Consider the following 19,768-nt stretch of genomic DNA (forward strand, 5'->3'; position numbering starts at 1 on the left):
CCGATGCACTCCGCGTACGCCCGCTGTCCGATGACTCCCTGTTGTCGTTGATCGCGGCGCGACGCGTCCATCCCCAGCACTGACGACCACTCCCGTCGAGCGAGGAATGCCCCCCATGTCCATTGCCCGGATCGAGCCGTACGACGACTACCTGCGCGTCCACTTCACCCCTGGTGAGGGAGCGCGCCACGCCGATTTCCACTGGTTCTGGCTGCGGCACAACTCGGATCTCGACCGCCATCCCGTCACCCAGGAGCGCATCGTCTGCTCCTCGGAGCTGCCCTTCGAGCCGAGTCCCCGCTCGGTGCGGCTCAGCGGGGACTCGGCCGCGGTGGAGATCGACTGGAGCGACCACGTCGAGGGACGCACGAGCCGCTATGACGCCCGCTGGCTGCGCGAGTACGCCTACGCGGCCGACCGGGCCCCCGCCCCGCCCCCGCCCTCGGACCCCGCCGCCATCACCCTCGACGCCTCGCGCCTGGAGGAGCCCCTGGGTCCGCTCGCCCTGCGCACGCTCCAGCGCGCCGGGGCCCTCATCGTGCGCGGGTATGGCACGGACACGGAATCCATCATCGACGTCTTCGGCCGCGAGGGACTGTCCGTCATCAGCACCCACTTCGGGCGCATCGAGGATCTGCGCACCGACAACACGACCAACAGCAACACGGATCAGCTCGGGTACACGGACAGCTCCATCCAGTTGCACACGGATCAGCCCTTCCTGGAGCGGCCACCGCGCTATCAATTGCTGCACAGCCAGCGGCCGGGCACCACGGGCGGAGAGAACTTCGTGGTGGATGGACTCGCGGCGGCCCACCACCTGGCGGAGATCGACCGGCACTCCTTCGATCTGCTGCGCACGGTGCCGGTGACCTTCCATCGCAAGCAGAAGTCCTTCGAGCGGGTGCTCGTCTCTCCCCTGCTGGACTTCGACGCGCCGGGCGGCTTCCGCATCCGCTACAGCTACTTCACCCTCGCGCCACACCGCCGGCCCTTCGCGGAGATGGAGGCTTGGTACCGGGCCTACAACCGCTTCGCGAAGCTCGTGCGGGACGAGCGGCACCAGTACCGCTTCCTCCTCCAGGCCGGTGACTTCCTGCTCTACGACAACTGGCGCATGCTCCATGCGCGCACGGCCTTCACCGGAGCCCGCTGGGTGCGCGGGGTGTACTTCGACGCGACGTGAGCCGCACGGGGGCGGCCGTCAATAGACGATGCAGTCGAACTTCTCGATGACGGCTCGGAGCTCCTCGGAGGTGGTCTCGAAGCGCTCGGCCACGGAGGGAGCGTAATAGGTCAAGGCCTTGGTGGACGGCGGGTGGGTATGCAGATTGTCCACGACGATGTCACCAAAGCTTCCCGGCCATTTGACGCTGCGTAGTTCGGGGGCTCGGCCAATGGGATCCAGGAAGGTGAAGCAGGGCCACTTGGGGAAGCGCAGGGTGTTGATGTCGCAGCCGTGAAACCGACACCCTGCCAGCCGGGCCTCGGAGAAGTCACAATCCTCAATGAACCCGTGCTGATACCACGGCAAGCTCATGTATTCAGGCCAGTACCCGAAGTCGCACCCCGACAGGTGCCCCTTGAAGCAACAGCCCTTCAGGGACGAGGCCACCCAGCTCTGGTAATTCTTCAACTCCTGCTTCACCTCGAAGGTGCAGTCGATGAAGCGGGGCTGCTTGAGACTCAGGCGCCGAGCGGACACCTTCAGCACGAGGGTACAGTTCCTCAACGTCAGATTGGGGCCGAGGATGTAGTTTGCCTTCGTGTCCGTCAGCTCCAGCCGCTCGTTTTCGATTTCCCGGTCCTCGAAGACGACATTGCCGAGCGAATCCATCGCCGCCCCTTTCAGAAGGTGAGCATCCGGAAGAACTCGCCCGCCATGCGCCTACCGTGCCGTGCCAGGTTCGACTCCGTTCCGGAGAGAATCTCGTATTTGTAGCCTCCAGGCACTACCACATCGACCCCGTTGCTCAGGCTGAAGTCGTAGAGGCGCTCGAACTGCGCTTTCACCTTGAGTTGGACGTAGCGCCCTCGAGCCTCTCGTTCGAGCAGTCGCGCCAGCCAGTACTCGCCCTTCTTCATGGCCTTCTCTATGGCGTCTTTTTCGTTCGGCGAGAGCCTGTGAGGTCCCCACTCGTTCGCGGCCTTGGTGACGGCCTCCTGGAGCATGTCCCCCACCTTGTCCTCGGCGGGAATGTCCGCGGCCGATTTTCCGCGCGGCAAGTGCCACCGCTGGTCATCGCTCAACTCCACTTGCCGGTTGCCGCCCCGGTGGCGAATGACGGTTTCCGCGGAGCGGCCCCCGGGAGCCTGTTCGGCCCTGGAGCCCGTCCCCTTCTTGAGCATCACCACGGCCATGGGGCCCTGCGGTGAAGTGGCCACCGTCTCCACCGCCGCTACCGCCTTGGCCAGGGCGACGTCCGAAGCGACCGTTGCCTCCGTAACCTCGAGGCGCCCCATGACGGCGGCACCGCCCTGCGCCTCGAACCGCACCCCGGCGAGGTTGAAGCCCGGAAGCGATTTCACCCGCGCCACCACCTGCCCCAGCGTGTGCCCGCTGAGCGCGGCCACCGCGAGAATCATGGCCCGGGCCGCGTCCTCTCCCAGCACCTTGCCGAATCCTTCGCCCGCCGTGCGCAGCTCCTCGAAGGTGGAGGCGTGGTGCGCCGTGTCGGCCATGTGGGCCCACCCGTCCATGAGGCCGTACACCGTGTTGAGGCCCAGGTAGCTCACCAGGAGGAGGGTCATGCCGGCGGCAATGGCCTTGGTCGTCGGCTCGGGCACCACCCACATCATGCAATAGAGGGCGACCGTCCAGACGACCATGGAGACGAGCGCCTGCACGCCCAGCAGCTCACGTCCCAGGGCCGCACGCGTCTCGTCGAGCACGGTGCCGAAGGCCAGGGCCAGGGCCAGCGTGCGCCGGTCATCCGTGCGCAGGTAGGGCCCGTCGTCCAGCAGGCCCAGGCAGTCACCGCCTCCTTGGTGCGCACACCACTTGAGGTACTTCTCCTTCAGGGCTTCATCCGCCACGGGGGTGAGGCGAACCGGGCCGTCCTGAGTCTCCGGCACGAGGGTGAAGCCCTCGCCCCGGTACGACTCCAGATTCCAATCTCCCGTGCTCGCGACCGTCTCAATGTCTCGTGGCTGCTGCTGCGAGATGCGCAGCAGCTCGTGGGCGGCCTCCCTTGGAGTCCTCCGCGTCAGCCGCACATCGAGCGAGAGGCGCAGGAAGGCCTGCTGAAACTCGGCCTTTTTGATGGGCACCGGCCGGGTAGCGACGGCGCCGGGCTCCATGAAATCCACGACGTACACGGTGGCGGACTCGAGGCCGGGCTCTGGCGCGGAGGCAACACGATCCTTCGGTGAAGGCGGGGGCGTGGGCGAGTTGTCGCGGTAGCCCACGAGAAAGCTGCCCCGTGGGGTGCCCGTGGCGCACGCGGACTGAAGGAAGAGGACGATGAGAAACCAGCCGCCCAGCAAAGGGCGCGGGCCAACACGACGGGTGGACACGGCGCACCTCCGGAAGCGACGCAGCCTGAGAGCCGTCGCCCCTGAATCACATGGAAGTGCGGGTGCGCCCGTCAATCACGTTCAGCGACACTCAGTCCCGCGTCATCACGAAGTCATCCGCCTGCAGCCAGGTGTCTCCATTGTTGGCCCAGACGCCCGCGAAGATCTCCACACTGTGGTTGGCGCCCGAGTTGAACCGCACGGACAGTTGCGTGTAGCCCCCCAGGGGTTGGGTCAGCTTGAGTTCGTTGAGGATGGGCCCTCCCCGGAGCATCCGCGCGCCGAAGTAGCCCTCGTTCAGGGTGTTGGATGTTTTTACCCAGGCGCTCAGCGTGTACTGGGTGTTGGGCGTCACGGCCACCTCCTGCTTGAGGGCGTTCCACCCCGGCACGTCGTTGCGCACCCAGCCATTGTTGGCTCCCGAGCGCGTGAAGCCGAGGCCTCGGTCCACGCCGCCCTTGCCCTCGACGTACCAGGGCGAGGTGGCGGTCGCGCCCGGCTGCTGCTCGAAGCCCCCCTGCCCCACGAGGTTCGCTCCCCGCGTCAGGCTCACGTCGTCCAACTGCATCCACGTGTCTCCATTCTTCGCCCAGATGCCGCCGTAGACCTCGAGGATGGAGTTCGGCCCGGAGTTGAAGGTGACCGTGAGCTGCGAGTAGTTCGTCAGCGAGCCGAAGGGCACCTCCCCCACGATGGGCCCATTGCCCACGCCCCGCGCGCCGAAGTAGCCCTCCGTGCTGTTGGCGGAGGTGCGCACCCAGCCTCGCAACGTGTAGTCCGTGTGGGGCTGCACGGCCACGCTCTGCTTGAGGGCGTTCCAGCCACTGTTGTAGCGGACGAAGCCCTCGTTGCGTCCCGTGCGCGCCTGCCCCACGCCCCGGTCCACGCCGCCGTTGCCCACCAGCCACCAGGGCGCCATCACGGGCGTGGCCGCCTGGGTCTCGAAGCCGGGCTCGGACAGCAGGTTGTCGCTGAACGCGTCGTCCGTCAGCGTCGCCCGCATCAGGAACGTGTTGTAGGGCGTCCACTGCGACGTGACGAAGTACATGTCCGCCCCGCTCAGGGACCAGGGGTGGATGAAGGCGTTGTACAGGCCGGGGAAGCTCGTCCCCGCGGCGAGGATCTTCTCCCCGCTCCACGGCCCCGTGGGCGTGGCCGCGTCCCGCATGACCACGGCCTGACGGTGCTCGTTCAGGTACGTCATGAGGAAGCGGTTGAAGCCGGTGTGGTAGTCCACGGACAGCTCGCCCGCGATGCCCATCACCACCGGCGCCGCGGCCGCCTGCGAGGCCGACCAGCCGTTGCCGTCCCAATAGCGGTAGTCATTGATGTTCAGCAGCGCGCCCTCGAGCACCCGCGCCAGGTACACGTTGCCGAAGCGGCCATTCGGCGTCGCGTACAGGTAGACGTAGCCGCCGTTCTTCACGAAGGCCGCCATCTGGAAGGGGTTGGTGCGCGCGGCGTTGTTCTGCCACCGGGCGCTCGCGTGCTTCACCCAGTTCTGCCCGTTGTCGTCCGAGTAGGCGATCCCCGCGTAGTTCGTGTCCCACTTGCCCGGATCGCCCCAGTGGCGCACGGACATGTAGTGGATGTAGTGCCGCGAGCCCACCGTGACGCCCGCCGTGGGGATGACGGTGATCTCATCGTTGTCGATCTTCTTCGAGTACAGGAGCTCCTTCGCGTGACGCGAGGTGTCCTGGATCATCGTGGAGAAGGTCAGCCCGTCCGCGAGCGTGCGATCGGACGACTTCGCGAGCACGTTGCTGCGCCAGCCTCCGCCACACCCGCCGTTGCCACACCACCCATGGCCGAAGGTGTCGCCGAACAGCGCGAAGATCTCCCCGCCCCCCTTGTCCCAGAGGATGCCCAGGTCCGTGCCCATCACCTCGTAGTTCGTGTGGGTCTGATTCGGGTTGGGGAGGAACTCTCCCGAGGGGGTGGCGCCCGTCACCCGCGCGACCTTGGTCACGTTCGTCGGAGTGAGCGCCCGGGCCTCGCCCGTGTGGACGGCGGCTCCCAGTGACAGCACCACGGCACACGTCTTCCACGGCTTGGAGTGGATCATCCGGTCGGATTCCCTGAAACGAGTTGGAGCCGGGAACACGGAAACCCCGTGTTCCCGGCCTTCTCATTATCCAGGGAAACCGGTGCTCAGCTGCCAGAATCTGTTTTGGACCTGCGCGTGGACCGCTAGACCTCCTCGAATCTCGTGCCCGTTGCGCCCATCTGCGCCAAGGCGTCCTTGATTTCCTCGGAGACGATCAGGGCGCTCGACCATCCCTCGGGGCGGAAGACCTTGGCGTTCCCCACCTTCACCTTGTCGATGCGCATGCGATCCACGCCCATGTATTGCCCAACCTTGTCAGGCACTCCATGCTCTGGCGTCCAGAAACTCACCTCGGACGCCTCTTCGTCGATGCAGCGGATGAGGCGCGTTGCCACGAGGACAAGGTACTGATCCGGTTGGCCCTCAATGTCCGCGGGGATCAACTGCACGTCGCCTGGGGCACGCTCCGCCAGCAGGGAAGCCACCTTGACGTGGACAACAGGGACCCTCAATCCCGCCTCGGAGAAGTCCAACGGCCTGCCCGCGATCTTGACGGGGATCTTCAACCGCCCCTCCACATGCACGGGCGTTCCTCTCTTGAAGTCCCAGTCCTGCACCTTGCGGCCATGGCCATCGATGGGTGTGGCCAAGTGCCAACGGTGGGGGACATAGACATCATCGGCGAGGTCGAAGAAGCGCTGGGACATAGGGAATTTCTAGCGTCATCTCCCAAGGGTGACGAGCCGGTTCAACTCCGTGCCAGGTGTCGAGATCAGCTTGGCGAGTACATCCATCGCGGGCAGCAAGCGCGCCCGGCATTGAGCGATGCTGCTACAGTCTCCCAGCGCCTCATCCAAGCGCCTGAAGACGATGTCATGGTATCGCTGCGGATGCGGCCCCCTGTGCCCCATGATGGGCACGATGTTTTCTCGATCCGCCAGCCGCATTCCCGCCCTGGCGAAGAGATCCTCGAATCGTGGAGTCCATGGGCCACCCCGCAAGGTGGATTTCTTGTTCGCGATGGTCGCCATGTGGTGCTTCTCCGTGCGGTCACCACGCGCTCCGCGTGCCGCCATCGCGACCGCTCCCGGTGCCAGCGCCACGCTGAAGCCCTCGGCCGTCACCATCACTGACTCCGCCGCGCTCACCTCCGACAACAGGATGCCTTCGCGGGCCGCTGCCTGCATCGACACTTGCGCCGAACCGGGCAGCGTCCCTACCTGCTCCGCGAAGCCCTTGGCCGTGTGCGTCAGTAGCGCCATCGCCACCAGGGCGAACGCTTGCGCCGCCTCACGCGAGAACAACCTACCGAACTTCTCGCCCGCCTCGCGGATCTGCTCGAAGGTGGTTGCAACCTTCACCTCTTTCATCAACTGGAACCAACCGGTGATCAGGTTGTAGAGCGTCTTGGCGCCCACCCAGAGAATGAGCCCCACGGTTGCCCAGGCGGCGATGAACTTCGTGACAGGCTCGGGCATCGCGAGCAGGACGAGCAGCGTCACGACAGTCGCCAGCGCTGCCTGCATCACGGCCCGCATGCTCACGATCTCGCCCAGCGCCTTCTCGAACTCTTCCAGCACCGGACTCTTGCTCAGCGCCATGGCGAGCATGTAGCGGCCTTGCATGTCCATGTACTTCCCGTGAACGAGCGCGCCCCCCAGACAATCGCCCTCGTAACCCTGGGCGCTCCGACACCAGACCTTGTATCGACTAACGAGTTTCTGCTCCTCCTCCGTCAACACACCTTCCAGGGGAGTGCCCGATTCCAGAGGGACGAGCTTTCGCTCCCGGAGTAGATAGAGGTAATCGCCGTACAGTGTGTCGAGTTGAAAAAGCTTCTCCACCGTCTCACGAGGGGTGCCGCTCAGCCTCACCTCACGCGCCAATCTCCGAATGGATTGGGTGACTTCCTCCGGTGGCACCTCCACTGGCCCCGCCGTAGCGATGCGGGTGATGTGAACAAGGGTTTGTCCCCTCGCTCCGCTCTCCACGCGGACAACAGGCGAAGTCGCGCTGCACCCGACCAGCACGGCAAGAATCAGCGCTTCGGCCCTCCACAGAATCTGCCACGGCCTCATGGCTCACCCCTTCTTAACGGGTCGCAGTATTCCTCCTAAGGATCACTGCGACCCTCGACGTTCGGCTCAGCCAACGCGAGCCAGCGGCGCGCCCCCCATCCACCTCTGAAGGAGCGACGCGAGCTGTCCGGCCGCCGAGGCCCGCACCATCCCGTGGTGCTCCCCGGGGATGTGGTGGACCTCGATGGGGCCTGGCACGAGCGCACTCCAACCCGCGCTTGGATCCCTCGCGAGCAGCGGCGATAGATCCGGCCGGGAGGGCACCTCGGGCCGCACCATCACGAGCCGGACGCCCGAGGACCTGGGGCTGTACCGCTCGAGAGCCGTGAGGTGGGCCTCGTACACGCGCAGGGTCCGGCGCAGGTGTGCCTCGCCACTCCCGGGAGGCAGCGCCCCGAGCGATTCGGCCAGACGGGCCAGGTGCCCGAGCTGTTCGTCTGGCGAGAGCCCCGCCCAGGACTCCCACTGGGTCGAGGGCACGGAGAGGCCCAGTTCCTGGGCGGCGAGCAGGAGCAATTCCTCCGAGCGGGCGCGCGCCCCCGCGAAGTGCTCGGGCAGCCAGGAGTCGAGCAGCACCACGCCCGCGCACGGCGTGCCCGCCTCCTCCAACCGCCGCGCCATCTCGTAGACGACGAGGCCTCCGAAGGACCAGCCCAGCAGCCATGTGCCCTCGTTCAAAGGGACTGCCCGCATCGCGTCCAGGTAGGTGCTCGCCATGGACTCGATGTCCTCCAGGGGCGGCGCCTCTCCGTCCAGACCCCGGGCCTGGAAGGCATGCAGGGGCTGCTCCTCGCCCAGGGCCCGGGACAGCGCCAGGAACGCGAGCGCCGAGCCTCCGATGCCGGGAACGGCGAACACCGGAGGATGGGCACCCTCCGCTCGCAAGGTGACGAGCGGCGATGCGATGGGCGCGTCCTCGCGCAGGGACGCGGCCAGGGCCTCCAGGGTGGCGCCCCCGAAGAGCTTCGCGAGCGGCGGCTTGCGCCCGAACTGACGCTCGATGCGCGCCATCAACCGCACGGCGAGCAGCGAGTGGCCACCGAGCGCGAAGAAGTCATCGCGCACCCCCACCGCACGCTGGCCCAGCAACTCCTCCCAGAGGGAGGCCAGTTCCAGCTCGATGCGATCCCTCGGGGCCACGAAGTCGGCACGACCGGTGATCGCGCCTCGCTCCGGCGCGGGGAGGGCCTTGCGCTCGACCTTGCCGTTGGGGTTGAGGGGCAGCGCGGGCAGGGGCACGAAGGCCGAGGGCACCATGTACTCGGGCAGCGCCTCCTTGAGGTGAGCACGCAGCACCGCCACGTCCACCGTCTGGCCCTCGTGGGGCACCACGTACGCCACCAGACGCTTGTCCCCGGGCACGTCCTCGCGCGCCAGCACCACGCCCTCGCGCACCGAGGCGTGGCGGCGCAGCGCCGTCTCCACCTCGCCCAACTCAATCCGGAAGCCACGCACCTTCACCTGTGCGTCCAGCCGACCCAGGTACTCCAGCTGGCCGTCCGCCAACCAGCGCACCCGGTCTCCCGTGCGGTACATGCGCGCTCCGGGCTCTCCGCTGAAGGGGTCCGGCAGGAAGCGCTCGGCGGACAGCTCCGGACGGTGCAGGTAGCCGCGCGCCAGGCCCGCTCCCGCCAGGTACAGCTCCCCGGGCACTCCGGTGGGCACCAGCCCCAAGCGCGTGTCCAGCACGTACGCCTGCGTGCCCGCCAGCGGCCGGCCGATGGTGGGAGGTGTCTCGGCGCTCCGCTCCACCTTCGTCCACGTCGAGTACGTGGTGTCCTCCGTGGGCCCGTACAGGTTGTTGACTTCCTCCACCGTGCCCAGCGCGTACAACGCCCGCGCCAGCTCCAGCGGCAGTGGCTCGCCCGCCAGGTTGACGGTGCGCACACTCGGGGGCAGTCCCTTCATGCGCACCAGCTCCGCCACCGCCGAGGGCACCGTGTTGACGAGTGTCACCTCTTGGGCCAAGGGCAGGCTCGGCAAGGCCAAAGCGTTGTCGGCCAGGTACACCGTGCCCCCGCAACTCCACGGGGCGAACAGCTCGAACACGGACAAGTCGAAGCACACCGAGGTGGCCGCCAGCACCCCCGCCAACTGCTCGCGGGTGAAGGTGGCTAGGGCCCAGTGGATGAAGGCCACCGCCGATCGGTGCTCCAGCGCCACCCCCTTGGGCCGTCCCGTGCTGCCCGAGGTGTAGAGCACGTAGGCCAGGTGGCCTGGAGCGCCCTGCCCTTCGAGCCGGTGCTCGGGCTGGTGGGCCACGGCCTCGAAGCCGTCCAGGCACACCACGTGCTCGTCCGTGGCCTCGGGCGCCAGCGAGCGCTGGGTGACGAGCACCGGACTGCGCGCGTCCTGACGCATGTAGGCCAGGCGCTCCGCCGGGTAGTTGGGGTCGAGCGGCACGTAGGTGCCCCCCGCCTTGAGAATGCCCAACAGGCCCACCACCAGCTCCGCCGAGCGCTCCAGGCACAGGGCCACCGGCACCTCGGGGCCCACCCCTAGCGCCCGCAAGTGCCAGGCCACCTGGTTGGACAGCGTGTCCAACTGCCGATAGGTGAAGCGGCGCGTGCCCACCACCAGCGCCGTGGCTTCCGGCGTGCGGTCCACCTGGGCCTGTACCAACTCGGGCAAGGTGGTGTCCCTCGGGTAGGCGGGCGCGCTCTGGCACCACTCGCCCAGTAGGCGCTGGCGCTCAGCACCCAGCAGCAGGGGCAACTCCCCCACGAGCGCGTCCGGCCGGGCCACCAGTCCCTCCAGCAGCACACGCAGGTGGCCCATCATCCTCTCGGCCGTGCCGCGCGCGAACAGGTCCGTGTTGTACTCCAGCGCACCGCTCAACCCCTCGGGGGTCTCGGTCAGGAAGAGGGACAGATCGAACTTCGCCGTCCGGTGCTCCACCTCCAGGGGAGACAACCGCAAGGGACCTAGCACCAGCTCCGGCATCGGCGCGTTCTGGAGCGCGAACATGACCTGGAACAGAGGACTCCGGCTCTGGTCGCGCTCGGGCTTGAGCTCCTCCACCAGCCGCTCGAACGGCACGTCCTGGTGGGCATAGGCACCCAGAGTGGTCGCCTTCACCTGCGCCAGCAGCTCGCGGAAGCTCGCCTCCGGACGCACCTGGCCACGCAGGACGAGCGTGTTGACGAAGAAGCCAATCAGCCCCTCCAGTTCCGCCTGCCGGCGCCCGGCGATGGGCGAGCCCACGCTGATGTCCCGCTGCCCCGAGTAGCGGTGCAGCAACACCTGCCATGCCGCCAGCAGCAGCATGAAGGACGTGACGCCTTCCTTCCGCGCGAGCGCCTTGAGCCCGTCGGCGAGTTCGCGAGGCAGCGACACCGGCAGATGCGCCCCTCGATAGGTCTGCACGGCGGGACGAGGCTTGTCCGTGGGCAGCTCCAGCGGCGCGTTCCCCGCGAGGAGTTGCTTCCACCACGCCACCTGCTCGTCGAGCACGTCTCCCTGCAACCACTGCCGCTGCCATACCGCGTAGTCCGCGTACTGCACCGGCAGTTCGGGCAGCGGCGATGCCTCCCCTCTCAGGAAGGCCGGGTACAGGGCCGCCACTTCCTTGATGAGCACTCCCATGGACCAGCCGTCCGAGACGATGTGGTGCATGTTGAGCACCAGCACGTGAGCGTGCTCACTCAGCCGCAGCAGCGTCACCCGGAACAGCGGACCCCGCGCCAGCTCGAAGGGCCGTTGTGCCTCCTCGCCCACGAGCCGCAGCGCTTCCGCTTCCCGGTGCGCGCCGGGCAACTCGCCCAGATCGACGACGGCGAAGGGGACGTCCGCCGGAGGCGAGATGCGCTGCACGGGTTGGCCCGCTTCCTCGTGGAAGGTGGTGCGCAGGGCCTCGTGCCGCCGCACCAGGGCGTGGAAGCTCTTCTCCAGCGCGCCCGTGTCCAGCTCGCCCTCCAGGCGCAGCACCACGGGGACATTGTACGAGGCGCTTCCCGGCTCGAGCTGATCCAGGAACCACAGGCGCTGCTGGGCGAAGGACAACGGCGTCGCCCCGGTCCGCTCCACGGGACGCAACGCCAGGGTCCGTGGGCCGCCAGATGGATGCGTCGCGTCGACCCGCTCCGCCAGTGCCTCCAGCGTGGGCGCGTCGAACATCACCTTCAACGGCAGCTCCACCCCGAGCGCCCCGCGAATGCGCGAGACGAGCTGTGTGGCCAGCAGCGAGTGGCCGCCGAGCGCGAAGAAGTTGTCCTCGCGGCCCACTCGATCCACCCGGAGCACTTCGCTCCACAACGTGGCCAGGGTCTGCTCGGTGGGCGTGCGCGGCGGCGTCGAGACCGTCCCGGAAGCCTCGTCCCGAGAGCGCTCCGGCGCGGGCAAGGCCTTGCGCTCGACCTTGCCGTTGGGGTTGAGGGGCAGCGCGGGCAGGGGCACGAAGGCCGAGGGCACCATGTACTCGGGCAGTGCTTCCTTGAGGTGGGCGCGCAGCAGCGCCACGTCCACCGTCTGGCCCTCGTGGGGCACCACGTACGCCACCAGACGCTTGTCCCCGGGCACGTCCTCGCGCGCCAGCACCACGCCCTCGCGCACCGAGGCGTGGCGGCGCAGCGCCGTCTCCACCTCGCCCAACTCAATCCGGAAGCCACGCACCTTCACCTGTGCGTCCAGCCGACCCAGGTACTCCAGCTGGCCGTCCGCCAACCAGCGCACCCGGTCTCCCGTGCGGTACATGCGCGCTCCGGGCTCTCCGCTGAAGGGGTCCGGCAGGAAGCGCTCGGCGGACAGCTCCGGACGGTGCAGGTAGCCGCGCGCCAGGCCCGCGCCCGCCAAGTATAGCTCCCCGGGCACTCCGGTGGGCACCAGTCCCAGGCGCGTGTCCAACACGTACGCCTGCGTGCCCGCCAGCGGCCGGCCGATGGTGGGAGGTGTCTCGGCGCTCCGCTCCACCTTCGTCCACGTCGAGTACGTGGTGTCCTCCGTGGGCCCGTACAGGTTGTTGACTTCCTCCACCGTGCCCAGCGCGTACAGCGCCCGTGCCAGCTCCAGCGGCAGTGGCTCGCCCGCCAGGTTGACGGTGCGTACGCTCGGGGGCAGCCCCTTCATGCGCACCAGCTCCGCCACCGCCGAGGGCACCGTGTTGACGAGTGTCACCTCTTGGGCCAAGGGCAGGCTCGGCAAGGCCAAAGCGTTGTCGGCCAGGTACACCGTGCCCCCGCAACTCCACGGGGCGAACAGCTCGAACACGGACAAGTCGAAGCACACCGAGGTGGCCGCCAACACGCCCGCTAACTGCTCACGGGTGAAGGTGGCCAGGGCCCAGTGGATGAAGGCCACCGCCGAGCGGTGCTCCAGCGCCACCCCCTTGGGCCGTCCCGTGCTGCCCGAGGTGTAGAGCACATACGCCAGGTGGCCTGGAGCGCCCTGCCCTTCGAGCCGATGCTCGGGCTGGTGGGCCACGGCCTCGAAGCCGTCCAGGCACACCACGTGCTCGTCCGTGGCTTCGGGCGCCAGCAAGCGCTGGGTGACGAGCACCGGGCTGCGCGCGTCCTGGCGCATGTAGGCCAGGCGCTCCGCCGGGTAGTTCGGGTCGAGCGGCACATAGGTGCCTCCCGCCTTGAGAATGCCCAACAGGCCCACCACCAGCTCCGCCGAGCGCTCCAGGCACAGGGCCACCGGCACCTCGGGGCCCACCCCTAGCGCCCGCAAGTGCCAGGCCACCTGGTTGGACAGCGTGTCCAACTGCCGATAGGTGAAGCGGCGCGTGCCCACCACCAGCGCCGTGGCTTCCGGCGTGCGGTCCACCTGGGCCTGTACCAACTCGGGCAAGGTGGTGTCCCTCGGGTAGGCGGGCGCGCTCTGGCACCACTCGCCCAGTAGGCGCTGGCGCTCAGCACCCAGCAGCAGGGGCAACTCCCCCACGAGCGCGTCCGGCCGGGCCACCAGTCCCTCCAGCAACACATGCAGGTGGCCCATCATCCGCTCGGCCGTGCCGCGCACGAACAGGTCCGTGTTGTACTCCAACGCGCCGTTCAACCCCTCGGGGGTCTCGACCAGGGCGAGGGACAGATCGAACTTCGCCGTCCGGTATTCCACTTCCACCGGCTTGAGCGTCAGCCCCTCCAGCGTCAACTCCGACGTGGGGGCGTTCTGGAGCGCGAACATGACCTGGAACAGAGGACTCCGGCTCTGGTCGCGCTCGGGCTTGAGCTCCTCCACCAGCCGCTCGAAGGGCACGTCCTGGTGGACGTACGCGCCGAGGGTGGTCGCCTTCACCTGCGCCAGCAGTTCGCGGAAGCGCATCTCCGGACGAACCTGGCCGCGCAGGACGAGCGTGTTGACGAAGAAGCCAATCAACCCCTCCAGCTCCGCCTGTCGGCGTCCGGCGATGGGCGAGCCCACGCTGATGTCCTGTTGCCCCGAGTAGCGGTGCAGCAGCACCTGCCATGCCGCCAGCAGCAGCATGAAGGGCGTGACGCCCTCCTTCTGGGCGAGTGCCTTGAGCCCTTCGCTCAGCTCCCGGGACAGACTCACGCGCAGATGGTCACCCCGGAAGGACCGCACGGCGGGACGAGGCTTGTCCGTGGGCAGCTCCAGCGGCACGTTCCCCGCGAGGAGCTGCTTCCACCACGCCACCTGCTCGTCGAGCACGTCTCCCTGCAACCACTGCCGCTGCCACACCGCGTAGTCCGCGTACTGCACCGGCAACTCGGGCAGGGGCGGCGCCTCCCCTCTCAGGAAGGCCGGGTACAGGGCCGCCACTTCCTTGATGAGCACCCCCATGGACCAACCGTCCGAGACGATGTGGTGCATGTTGAGCACCAGCACATGAGCGTGCTCGCTCAGCCGCAGCAGCGTCACCCGGAACAACGGACCTCGCGCCAGCTCGAAGGGCCGTCGCGCCTCGTCTCCAGCGAGCCGCAGGGCCTCGGCCTCGCGCTGCTCCTCGGGCCGTGCGCCCAGGTCGACGAAGGTCCATGGCACCTCCGCCGGAGGCGAGATGCGCTGCACGGGCTGGCCCGCTTCCTCGTGGAAGGTGGTGCGCAGGGCCTCGTGCCGCCGCACCAGGGCGTGGAGGCTCTTCTCCAGCGCCCCGATGTCCAATGCGCCTTCCAGCCGGAACACCAGGGGGACGTTGTACGAGGAGCCTCCCGGCTGGAGTTGATCCAGGAACCACAGGCGCCGCTGGGCGAAGGACAACGGCGTCGCTCCGCTCCGCTCCGTGGGGACCAGGGGCGGGGCCTTCCGGGTGATGAGCGTCCGGGGCGTCTCGTCGATGCGGGCGGCCAGGGCACGCAGCGTCGGGGCCTCGAACATCGCGCGCAGGGGCAACTCCACCCCGAACGCTCCGCGAATGCGCGAGACGAGCTGCGTGGCCAGCAGCGAATGTCCGCCGATCGCGAAGAAGTCGTCCTCGCGGCTCACCTGCTCCACATGGAGCACCTGGTTCCACAAGGTGGCCAGGGCCCGCTCGGTGGGCGTCTCCGGCGGTGTCGAAGCGGAGGCCTGGGAGCGCGCCACGGCCGGAGCCGCCATGCGCCGCACCCTGTTCTGAGACGTCAGCGCGGTGTCCAGGGACAGCTCGCCCAGCGGCGCCTCGGGCTGATCGACGAGCCCTTCCAACAGCACGCGCAGGTGCTCCACCATGCGCTCGGCCGTGCTCCGCTCGAACAGATCGGAGTTGTACTCCAGGGTACCGCTCAGCCCCTCGGGCACCTCCGAGAGCGACAGGGAGAGATCGAACTTCGACGTGTGGCTCTCCACGTCCAGGTGGGCCATGCGCAGCTCGCCCATCACCATCTCCGGCATGGGGGCGTTCTGCAGGGCGAACATCACCTGGAACAAGGGGCCGCGGCTCAGGTCGCGCTCGGGCTTGAGCGCTTCCACCAGCCGCTCGAAGGGCACGTCCTGATGGGCGTAGGCCCCCAGCGTGGCCGCCTTCACCTGGGCGAGCAGTTCACGGAAGCTCGCGTCCGGGCGCACCTGACTGCGCAAGACGAGCGTGTTGACGAAGAAGCCGATGAGACCTTCCAGCTCCGCCCGCTGCCGTCCGGCGATGGGCGAGCCCACGCTGATGTCCCGCTGGCCCGAGTAGCGGTGCATCAACACCTGCCACGCCGCCAGCAGCAGCATGAAGGGCGTGACGCCCTCCTGCCGGCCGAGCGCCTTGAGGTCCGCGAGCAATTCCGGGGGAAGGAGGACGGGCAGGTGCTCGCCCCGGTGCGACTGCACGGCCGGGCGGGGCTTGTCCGTGGGCAACTCCAGCGGTTGCCCTCCCGCGAGGTAGTGCGTCCACCACGCGAGCTGTTCTTCCATCACCGCGCCCTCGAGGCGCTGCCGCTGCCACACCGCGTAGTCCGCGTACTGCATCGGCAACGGGGCCAGCGGCGAGGGCTCGCCGCGCGTGAAGGCCTCGTAGAGCGCGACCAACTCCCGCATCAACACGCCGAGCGACCAGCCGTCCGAGATGACGTGGTGCATGTTGAGCACCAGGAAGTGCTCCCGCTCGCCGAGCCGGATCAACAGCGCCCTCAACAGCGGGCCCCGCGCCAGATCGAAGGGCCTTTGGGCTTCCTCGCTCGCGAGCCTCACGGCCTCGGCCTCGCGGTGCTCCTCGGGCAGGTGGGTCAGATCCTCCCAGCCCAGGGGAAGAGACCCGGACGGAGAGACGACCTGGACGGGCTGCCCCTGCTCCTCGTGGAGCGTGGTGCGCAGTGCCTCATGCCGGGCGACGATCTCCTGGAGGCCCCGCTCCAACGCCCCCCGCACCAAGGGCCCCCGCATCCGCAGGGTGACGGGCACGTTGTAGAAGGCGCTTCCAGGCTCGAGCTGATCCAGGAACCACAGGCGCTGCTGCGCGAAGGACACGGGCCGAGCGCCCTCGAAGGACACCGGGGCCAGGGAGGGACCTTCGTCCGCGCGGCTGTCGCGCTGGATCGTGTCGATGTGCCGGGCCAGGGCCGCCACGGTGGGGGCCTCGAAGAGGGCCCGCAGGGACAGCTCCGTCTTCAACGTGGTGCGCACGCGCGAGATGATCTGCGTGGCCAGCAGCGAGTGCCCGCCCAGGGCGAAGAAGTCGTCCTCGACGCCGACCCGCTCCAGCTTCAGCGTCTGGGCGAACAGGCCCGCGAGCACGGTCTCGGTGGGAGTGCGAGGCGCCCCGGACACCGCCGAGGCCCGGCGAGACGCCTCGGGAGCGGGCAAGGCGCGGCGATCCACCTTGCCACTGGGTGTCTGGGGCAGCGCCTCGAGCATCACCACGAACGAGGGCACCATGTAGTCCGGCAGTTGCACGCGCAAGCTCTCGCGCAGCGCGTCCACGCCCAGTTTTCCCTTGGGTACCACGTACGCGACGAGCCGCTTGTCTCCGGGGCCCATCTCCCGCACGACCACCACGGCCTCGCGCACCAGCTCGTGCCGTGCCAGCACGGCCTCCACCTCGCCCAGCTCGATGCGGAAGCCGCGCACCTTCACCTGGGTATCGCGCCGGCCCAGGAACTCGAGCCGTCCGTCCTCCCGCCACCGCGCCAGGTCACCCGTGCGGTACAGCCGCGCACCGGGCCCGTTCGCGAACGGGTCCGGGACGAAGCGCTCCGCCGTGAAGTCCGGGCGGTGGAGGTAGCCCCACGCCAGGCCGTCTCCACCGATGTACAGCTCGCCCGAGATGCCCGCGGGCAGGGGCCGCATCCGCTCGTCCAGCACGTACACCGTCGTGTTGGCGATGGGGCGGCCCAGGGGCACGCTCGCGCCGATGTCCTCCAGCCGGTGCATGGGATGGGTGGTGGCGAACGTGGTGCTCTCCGTCGGCCCGTACCCCGCGATGACGTGCCCGCCTCGCGACAACACCGCCCGGACGCGCTCCGGGTTGACGATGTCGCCGCCCGTCAGGAGCCGGGGCACCTTCGCGAGCACGTCCGGGTGGGCTTCCGCCATCTGATCGAACAGCGCGGACGTCAGCCACATCGTGCTGGCCGAGGCGCGGCGGATCGTCTCCGCCAGCTCCTCGAACGACAGGACTCCCGGCGGAGGAAGCACCACCCGGGCCCCGTGCAGCAGCGCGCCCCACAGCTCCAGCGTGGAGGCGTCGAACGCGATGGGCGCCAGCTGGATGAACGTCTCCTCGGGCCCGAAGCGCGTGTACGTGGCGCCCATCACCAGGCGGACGATACCCCGGTGGGGAATGCACACGCCCTTGGGCTTGCCGGTGCTGCCCGAGGTGTACATGACATAGGCGAGCGCCTCGGCGGGCACGCTCACCCCGGTGCGCTCCGTGGGCAGTCCCTCGAGGTCCGCCCGCGCGTCCTCCCACACCCATTGCCGGGGTCCGGGTGGCACCGCGTGGACCAGCTCGCGCTGGGTGATGATCCAGGCGCACGCCGTGTCTTCCACCATGAAGGCCAGCCGCTCGGCCGGGTAGCTCGCGTCGAGCGGTACGTACGCCGCGCCCGCCTTGAGGATGGCGAGCGTGGCCACCACCATGTCCACGCCCCGCTTCAGGCACAGCCCCACCATGTCTCCGGGCTTCACCCCCCGCCGCCCGAGCAGGTGCGCCACCTGGTTGGCCCGAGCCTCCAGCTGGCCGTACGTCAACGACTCGTGCTCGCTCCACAACGCCACCGCGTCGGGAGCGCGCTCCGCCTGACGCTCGTACAACGCCGCCACGCTCGACTCGCGCGGGTAGTCCACGCCCGTCGCGTTCCACTCCCGCACCACGCGCTCGCGCTCCTCGGCGGAGAGCAGGGACAAGGCGGAGAGGCGCCGCTTGGGATCCCGGACGATCTCCCCGAGCAGCACCTGGAGGTGCTTCATCATCCGGGTAATGGTGGCCGGCACGAACAGGTCCGTGTTGTAGAGGAGCGCCGCGATCAGCTCCCCTCCTCCCTCCACCACGTGCAGGTAGAGGTCGAACTGGCCCTCCTGCTGCGAGAGGAACGGCAGGAGCTCCATCTGCAACCCGCCCTCGGGCGTGCCGAAGCCGGGCATGTGCACCACGGGATCGAAGGAGAAGCCGACCTCGATGAGCTGGGGGCGGCTGGGGTCGTGCTGGAGCCCCATCCGCTCGGACAGCTTGTGCAGCGGGTAGTCCTGGTGATCGAGCGCGCCGAGCAGCCGCTGGTAGAGCTGATCCCACAGCGCGGTGAAGGGCGGGTCGCCGGACAAGTCCCCGCGCAGGGGCACCAGGTTGGCGAGGAAGCCCACCAGGCGCTGCAACTCGGGGGTGGTGCGCCCCGACATGGGCGAGCCCACGAGCACATCCGTGCGGCCGGTATAATGATGCAGCAGCACCTGCCAGGCGGACACGAGCACCGAATAGAGCGTCTTGCCCTCGGTGCGCGTGAGGGCCTTGAGGCCCGCGGTCAGCTCGGGGGCGAGCCGCACCGGGTACGTGGCGCCCCGGAACGAGCGGCGCGACGGGCGCGGCAGATCCGTGGGCAGCTCGAGGGGATCCCCCGCGCCCTGGAGCTGCTGGGACCAGTGCTTCCACAGCGCCTCGCCGCGAGGCCCCGCGAGCGCTTCCTTCTGCCGCCGCACGAAGCCCGCGTAGTCCATGGACAGCGGAGGCAATTCCGCCGGCACGCCGAGCAGCTCGGCGCGGTAGAGCTGGCGCAGGTCATCCACCAACAGCCCCATGGAGTAGAGGTCCGTGGCGATGTGGTGCATCACCATGAACAGCACGTGCTCGGAGGGGCCCCGGGAGAAGAGGTCCACGCGCGCGGGGGGGCCCTTCTCCAGGTCGAGGATGCGCGCGTAGCTGGCACGCAACCGGGCGTCCAGCGCCTCGTCGGACAGACCGGTGGCGTCCTCGCGCAGGAGCGGAAGCGCGAGCTGGGCGTGGACCCGCTGCCGGGGACGTCCCTCGTGCACCTCGTAGGTGGTGCGAAGCATGGGGTGCCTCGAGGAGAGGCCGGCCAGGGCGCGTTCCAACGCATCGGGCCGCAACACGCCGCGGATGCGCAAGGCGACCGCGACGTTGAGGTCCGGGTTGTCCGGCGCGAGCTGGTGGATGAACCACAAGCCCCACTGGTTCTCCGACAGCGCGAAGGGCTCGTCCGGCCGGGCCGCGGGCTCCGCTGCGGCGGCGGCCTCCTGCTGCTGCTTGAGACGCAGCAGCAGTTCCTTGCGCTTCTCGGGGGACAGCGCCGCCAGCTTCTCCTTGAGGGACGTCATG

7 protein-coding genes are annotated in these 19,768 nt (G+C 68.7%); 1 reads left to right on the forward strand and 6 read right to left on the reverse strand.

All coding sequences use genetic code 11. From position 1 onward, the window contains the following. The first annotated feature begins 115 nt into the window (after window positions 1–115). Window positions 116–1,186 carry a TauD/TfdA family dioxygenase gene (locus tag MEBOL_RS37400; protein ID WP_095981882.1) on the forward strand — a complete coding sequence of 357 codons (1,071 nt, stop codon included), beginning with the start codon at window positions 116–118 and terminating at the stop codon, window positions 1,184–1,186. 18 nt (window positions 1,187–1,204) lie between these two features. On the opposite strand, the gene MEBOL_RS37405 is transcribed toward MEBOL_RS37400, so the two are convergent. The 6 genes from MEBOL_RS37405 to MEBOL_RS37430 form a co-directional block, all read right to left on the reverse strand. Next, window positions 1,205–1,837, reverse strand: a complete 633-nt coding sequence (locus tag MEBOL_RS37405) for a hypothetical protein (RefSeq protein ID WP_095981883.1) — start codon at window positions 1,835–1,837, stop codon at window positions 1,205–1,207. 11 nt (window positions 1,838–1,848) lie between these two features. Further along, window positions 1,849–3,516, reverse strand: coding sequence for a SitA5 family polymorphic toxin (gene sitA5, locus MEBOL_RS37410; protein ID WP_095981884.1), 1,668 nt, complete (start codon window positions 3,514–3,516; stop codon window positions 1,849–1,851). A gap of 91 nt (window positions 3,517–3,607) precedes the next feature. After that, complete coding sequence (locus MEBOL_RS37415; RefSeq protein ID WP_095981885.1) at window positions 3,608–5,581, reverse strand: glycoside hydrolase family 183 protein; 1,974 nt, start codon at window positions 5,579–5,581, stop codon at window positions 3,608–3,610. A gap of 125 nt (window positions 5,582–5,706) precedes the next feature. After that, a complete protein-coding gene (locus tag MEBOL_RS37420; RefSeq protein WP_095981886.1) occupies window positions 5,707–6,270 on the reverse strand; it encodes an imm11 family protein in 564 nt (187 codons plus the stop codon). A gap of 15 nt (window positions 6,271–6,285) precedes the next feature. Continuing rightward, window positions 6,286–7,641 (reverse strand): AHH domain-containing protein, encoded by a 1,356-nt coding sequence (locus MEBOL_RS37425; protein ID WP_095981887.1) that lies wholly within the window; start codon window positions 7,639–7,641, stop codon window positions 6,286–6,288. A gap of 66 nt (window positions 7,642–7,707) precedes the next feature. Continuing rightward, window positions 7,708–19,767, reverse strand: coding sequence for an amino acid adenylation domain-containing protein (locus MEBOL_RS37430; protein WP_095981888.1), 12,060 nt, complete (start codon window positions 19,765–19,767; stop codon window positions 7,708–7,710). Window position 19,768: the final 1 nt, after the last annotated feature.

Origin of the sequence: Melittangium boletus DSM 14713, from assembly GCF_002305855.1 — a bacterium.
GTDB lineage: Bacteria > Myxococcota > Myxococcia > Myxococcales > Myxococcaceae > Cystobacter > Cystobacter boletus.

Bases quoted from the DNA above. Each gene is read 5' to 3' on its own strand.
- MEBOL_RS37400 (WP_095981882.1), top strand. From the start codon at position 116: ATGTCCATTGCCCGGATCGAGCCGTACGACGACTACCTGCGCGTCCAC.
- MEBOL_RS37405 (WP_095981883.1), bottom strand. From the start codon at position 1,837: ATGGATTCGCTCGGCAATGTCGTCTTCGAGGACCGGGAAATCGAAAAC.
- MEBOL_RS37415 (WP_095981885.1), bottom strand. From the start codon at position 5,581: ATGATCCACTCCAAGCCGTGGAAGACGTGTGCCGTGGTGCTGTCACTG.
- MEBOL_RS37420 (WP_095981886.1), bottom strand. From the start codon at position 6,270: ATGTCCCAGCGCTTCTTCGACCTCGCCGATGATGTCTATGTCCCCCAC.
- MEBOL_RS37425 (WP_095981887.1), bottom strand. From the start codon at position 7,641: ATGAGGCCGTGGCAGATTCTGTGGAGGGCCGAAGCGCTGATTCTTGCC.
- MEBOL_RS37430 (WP_095981888.1), bottom strand. From the start codon at position 19,767: ATGACGTCCCTCAAGGAGAAGCTGGCGGCGCTGTCCCCCGAGAAGCGC.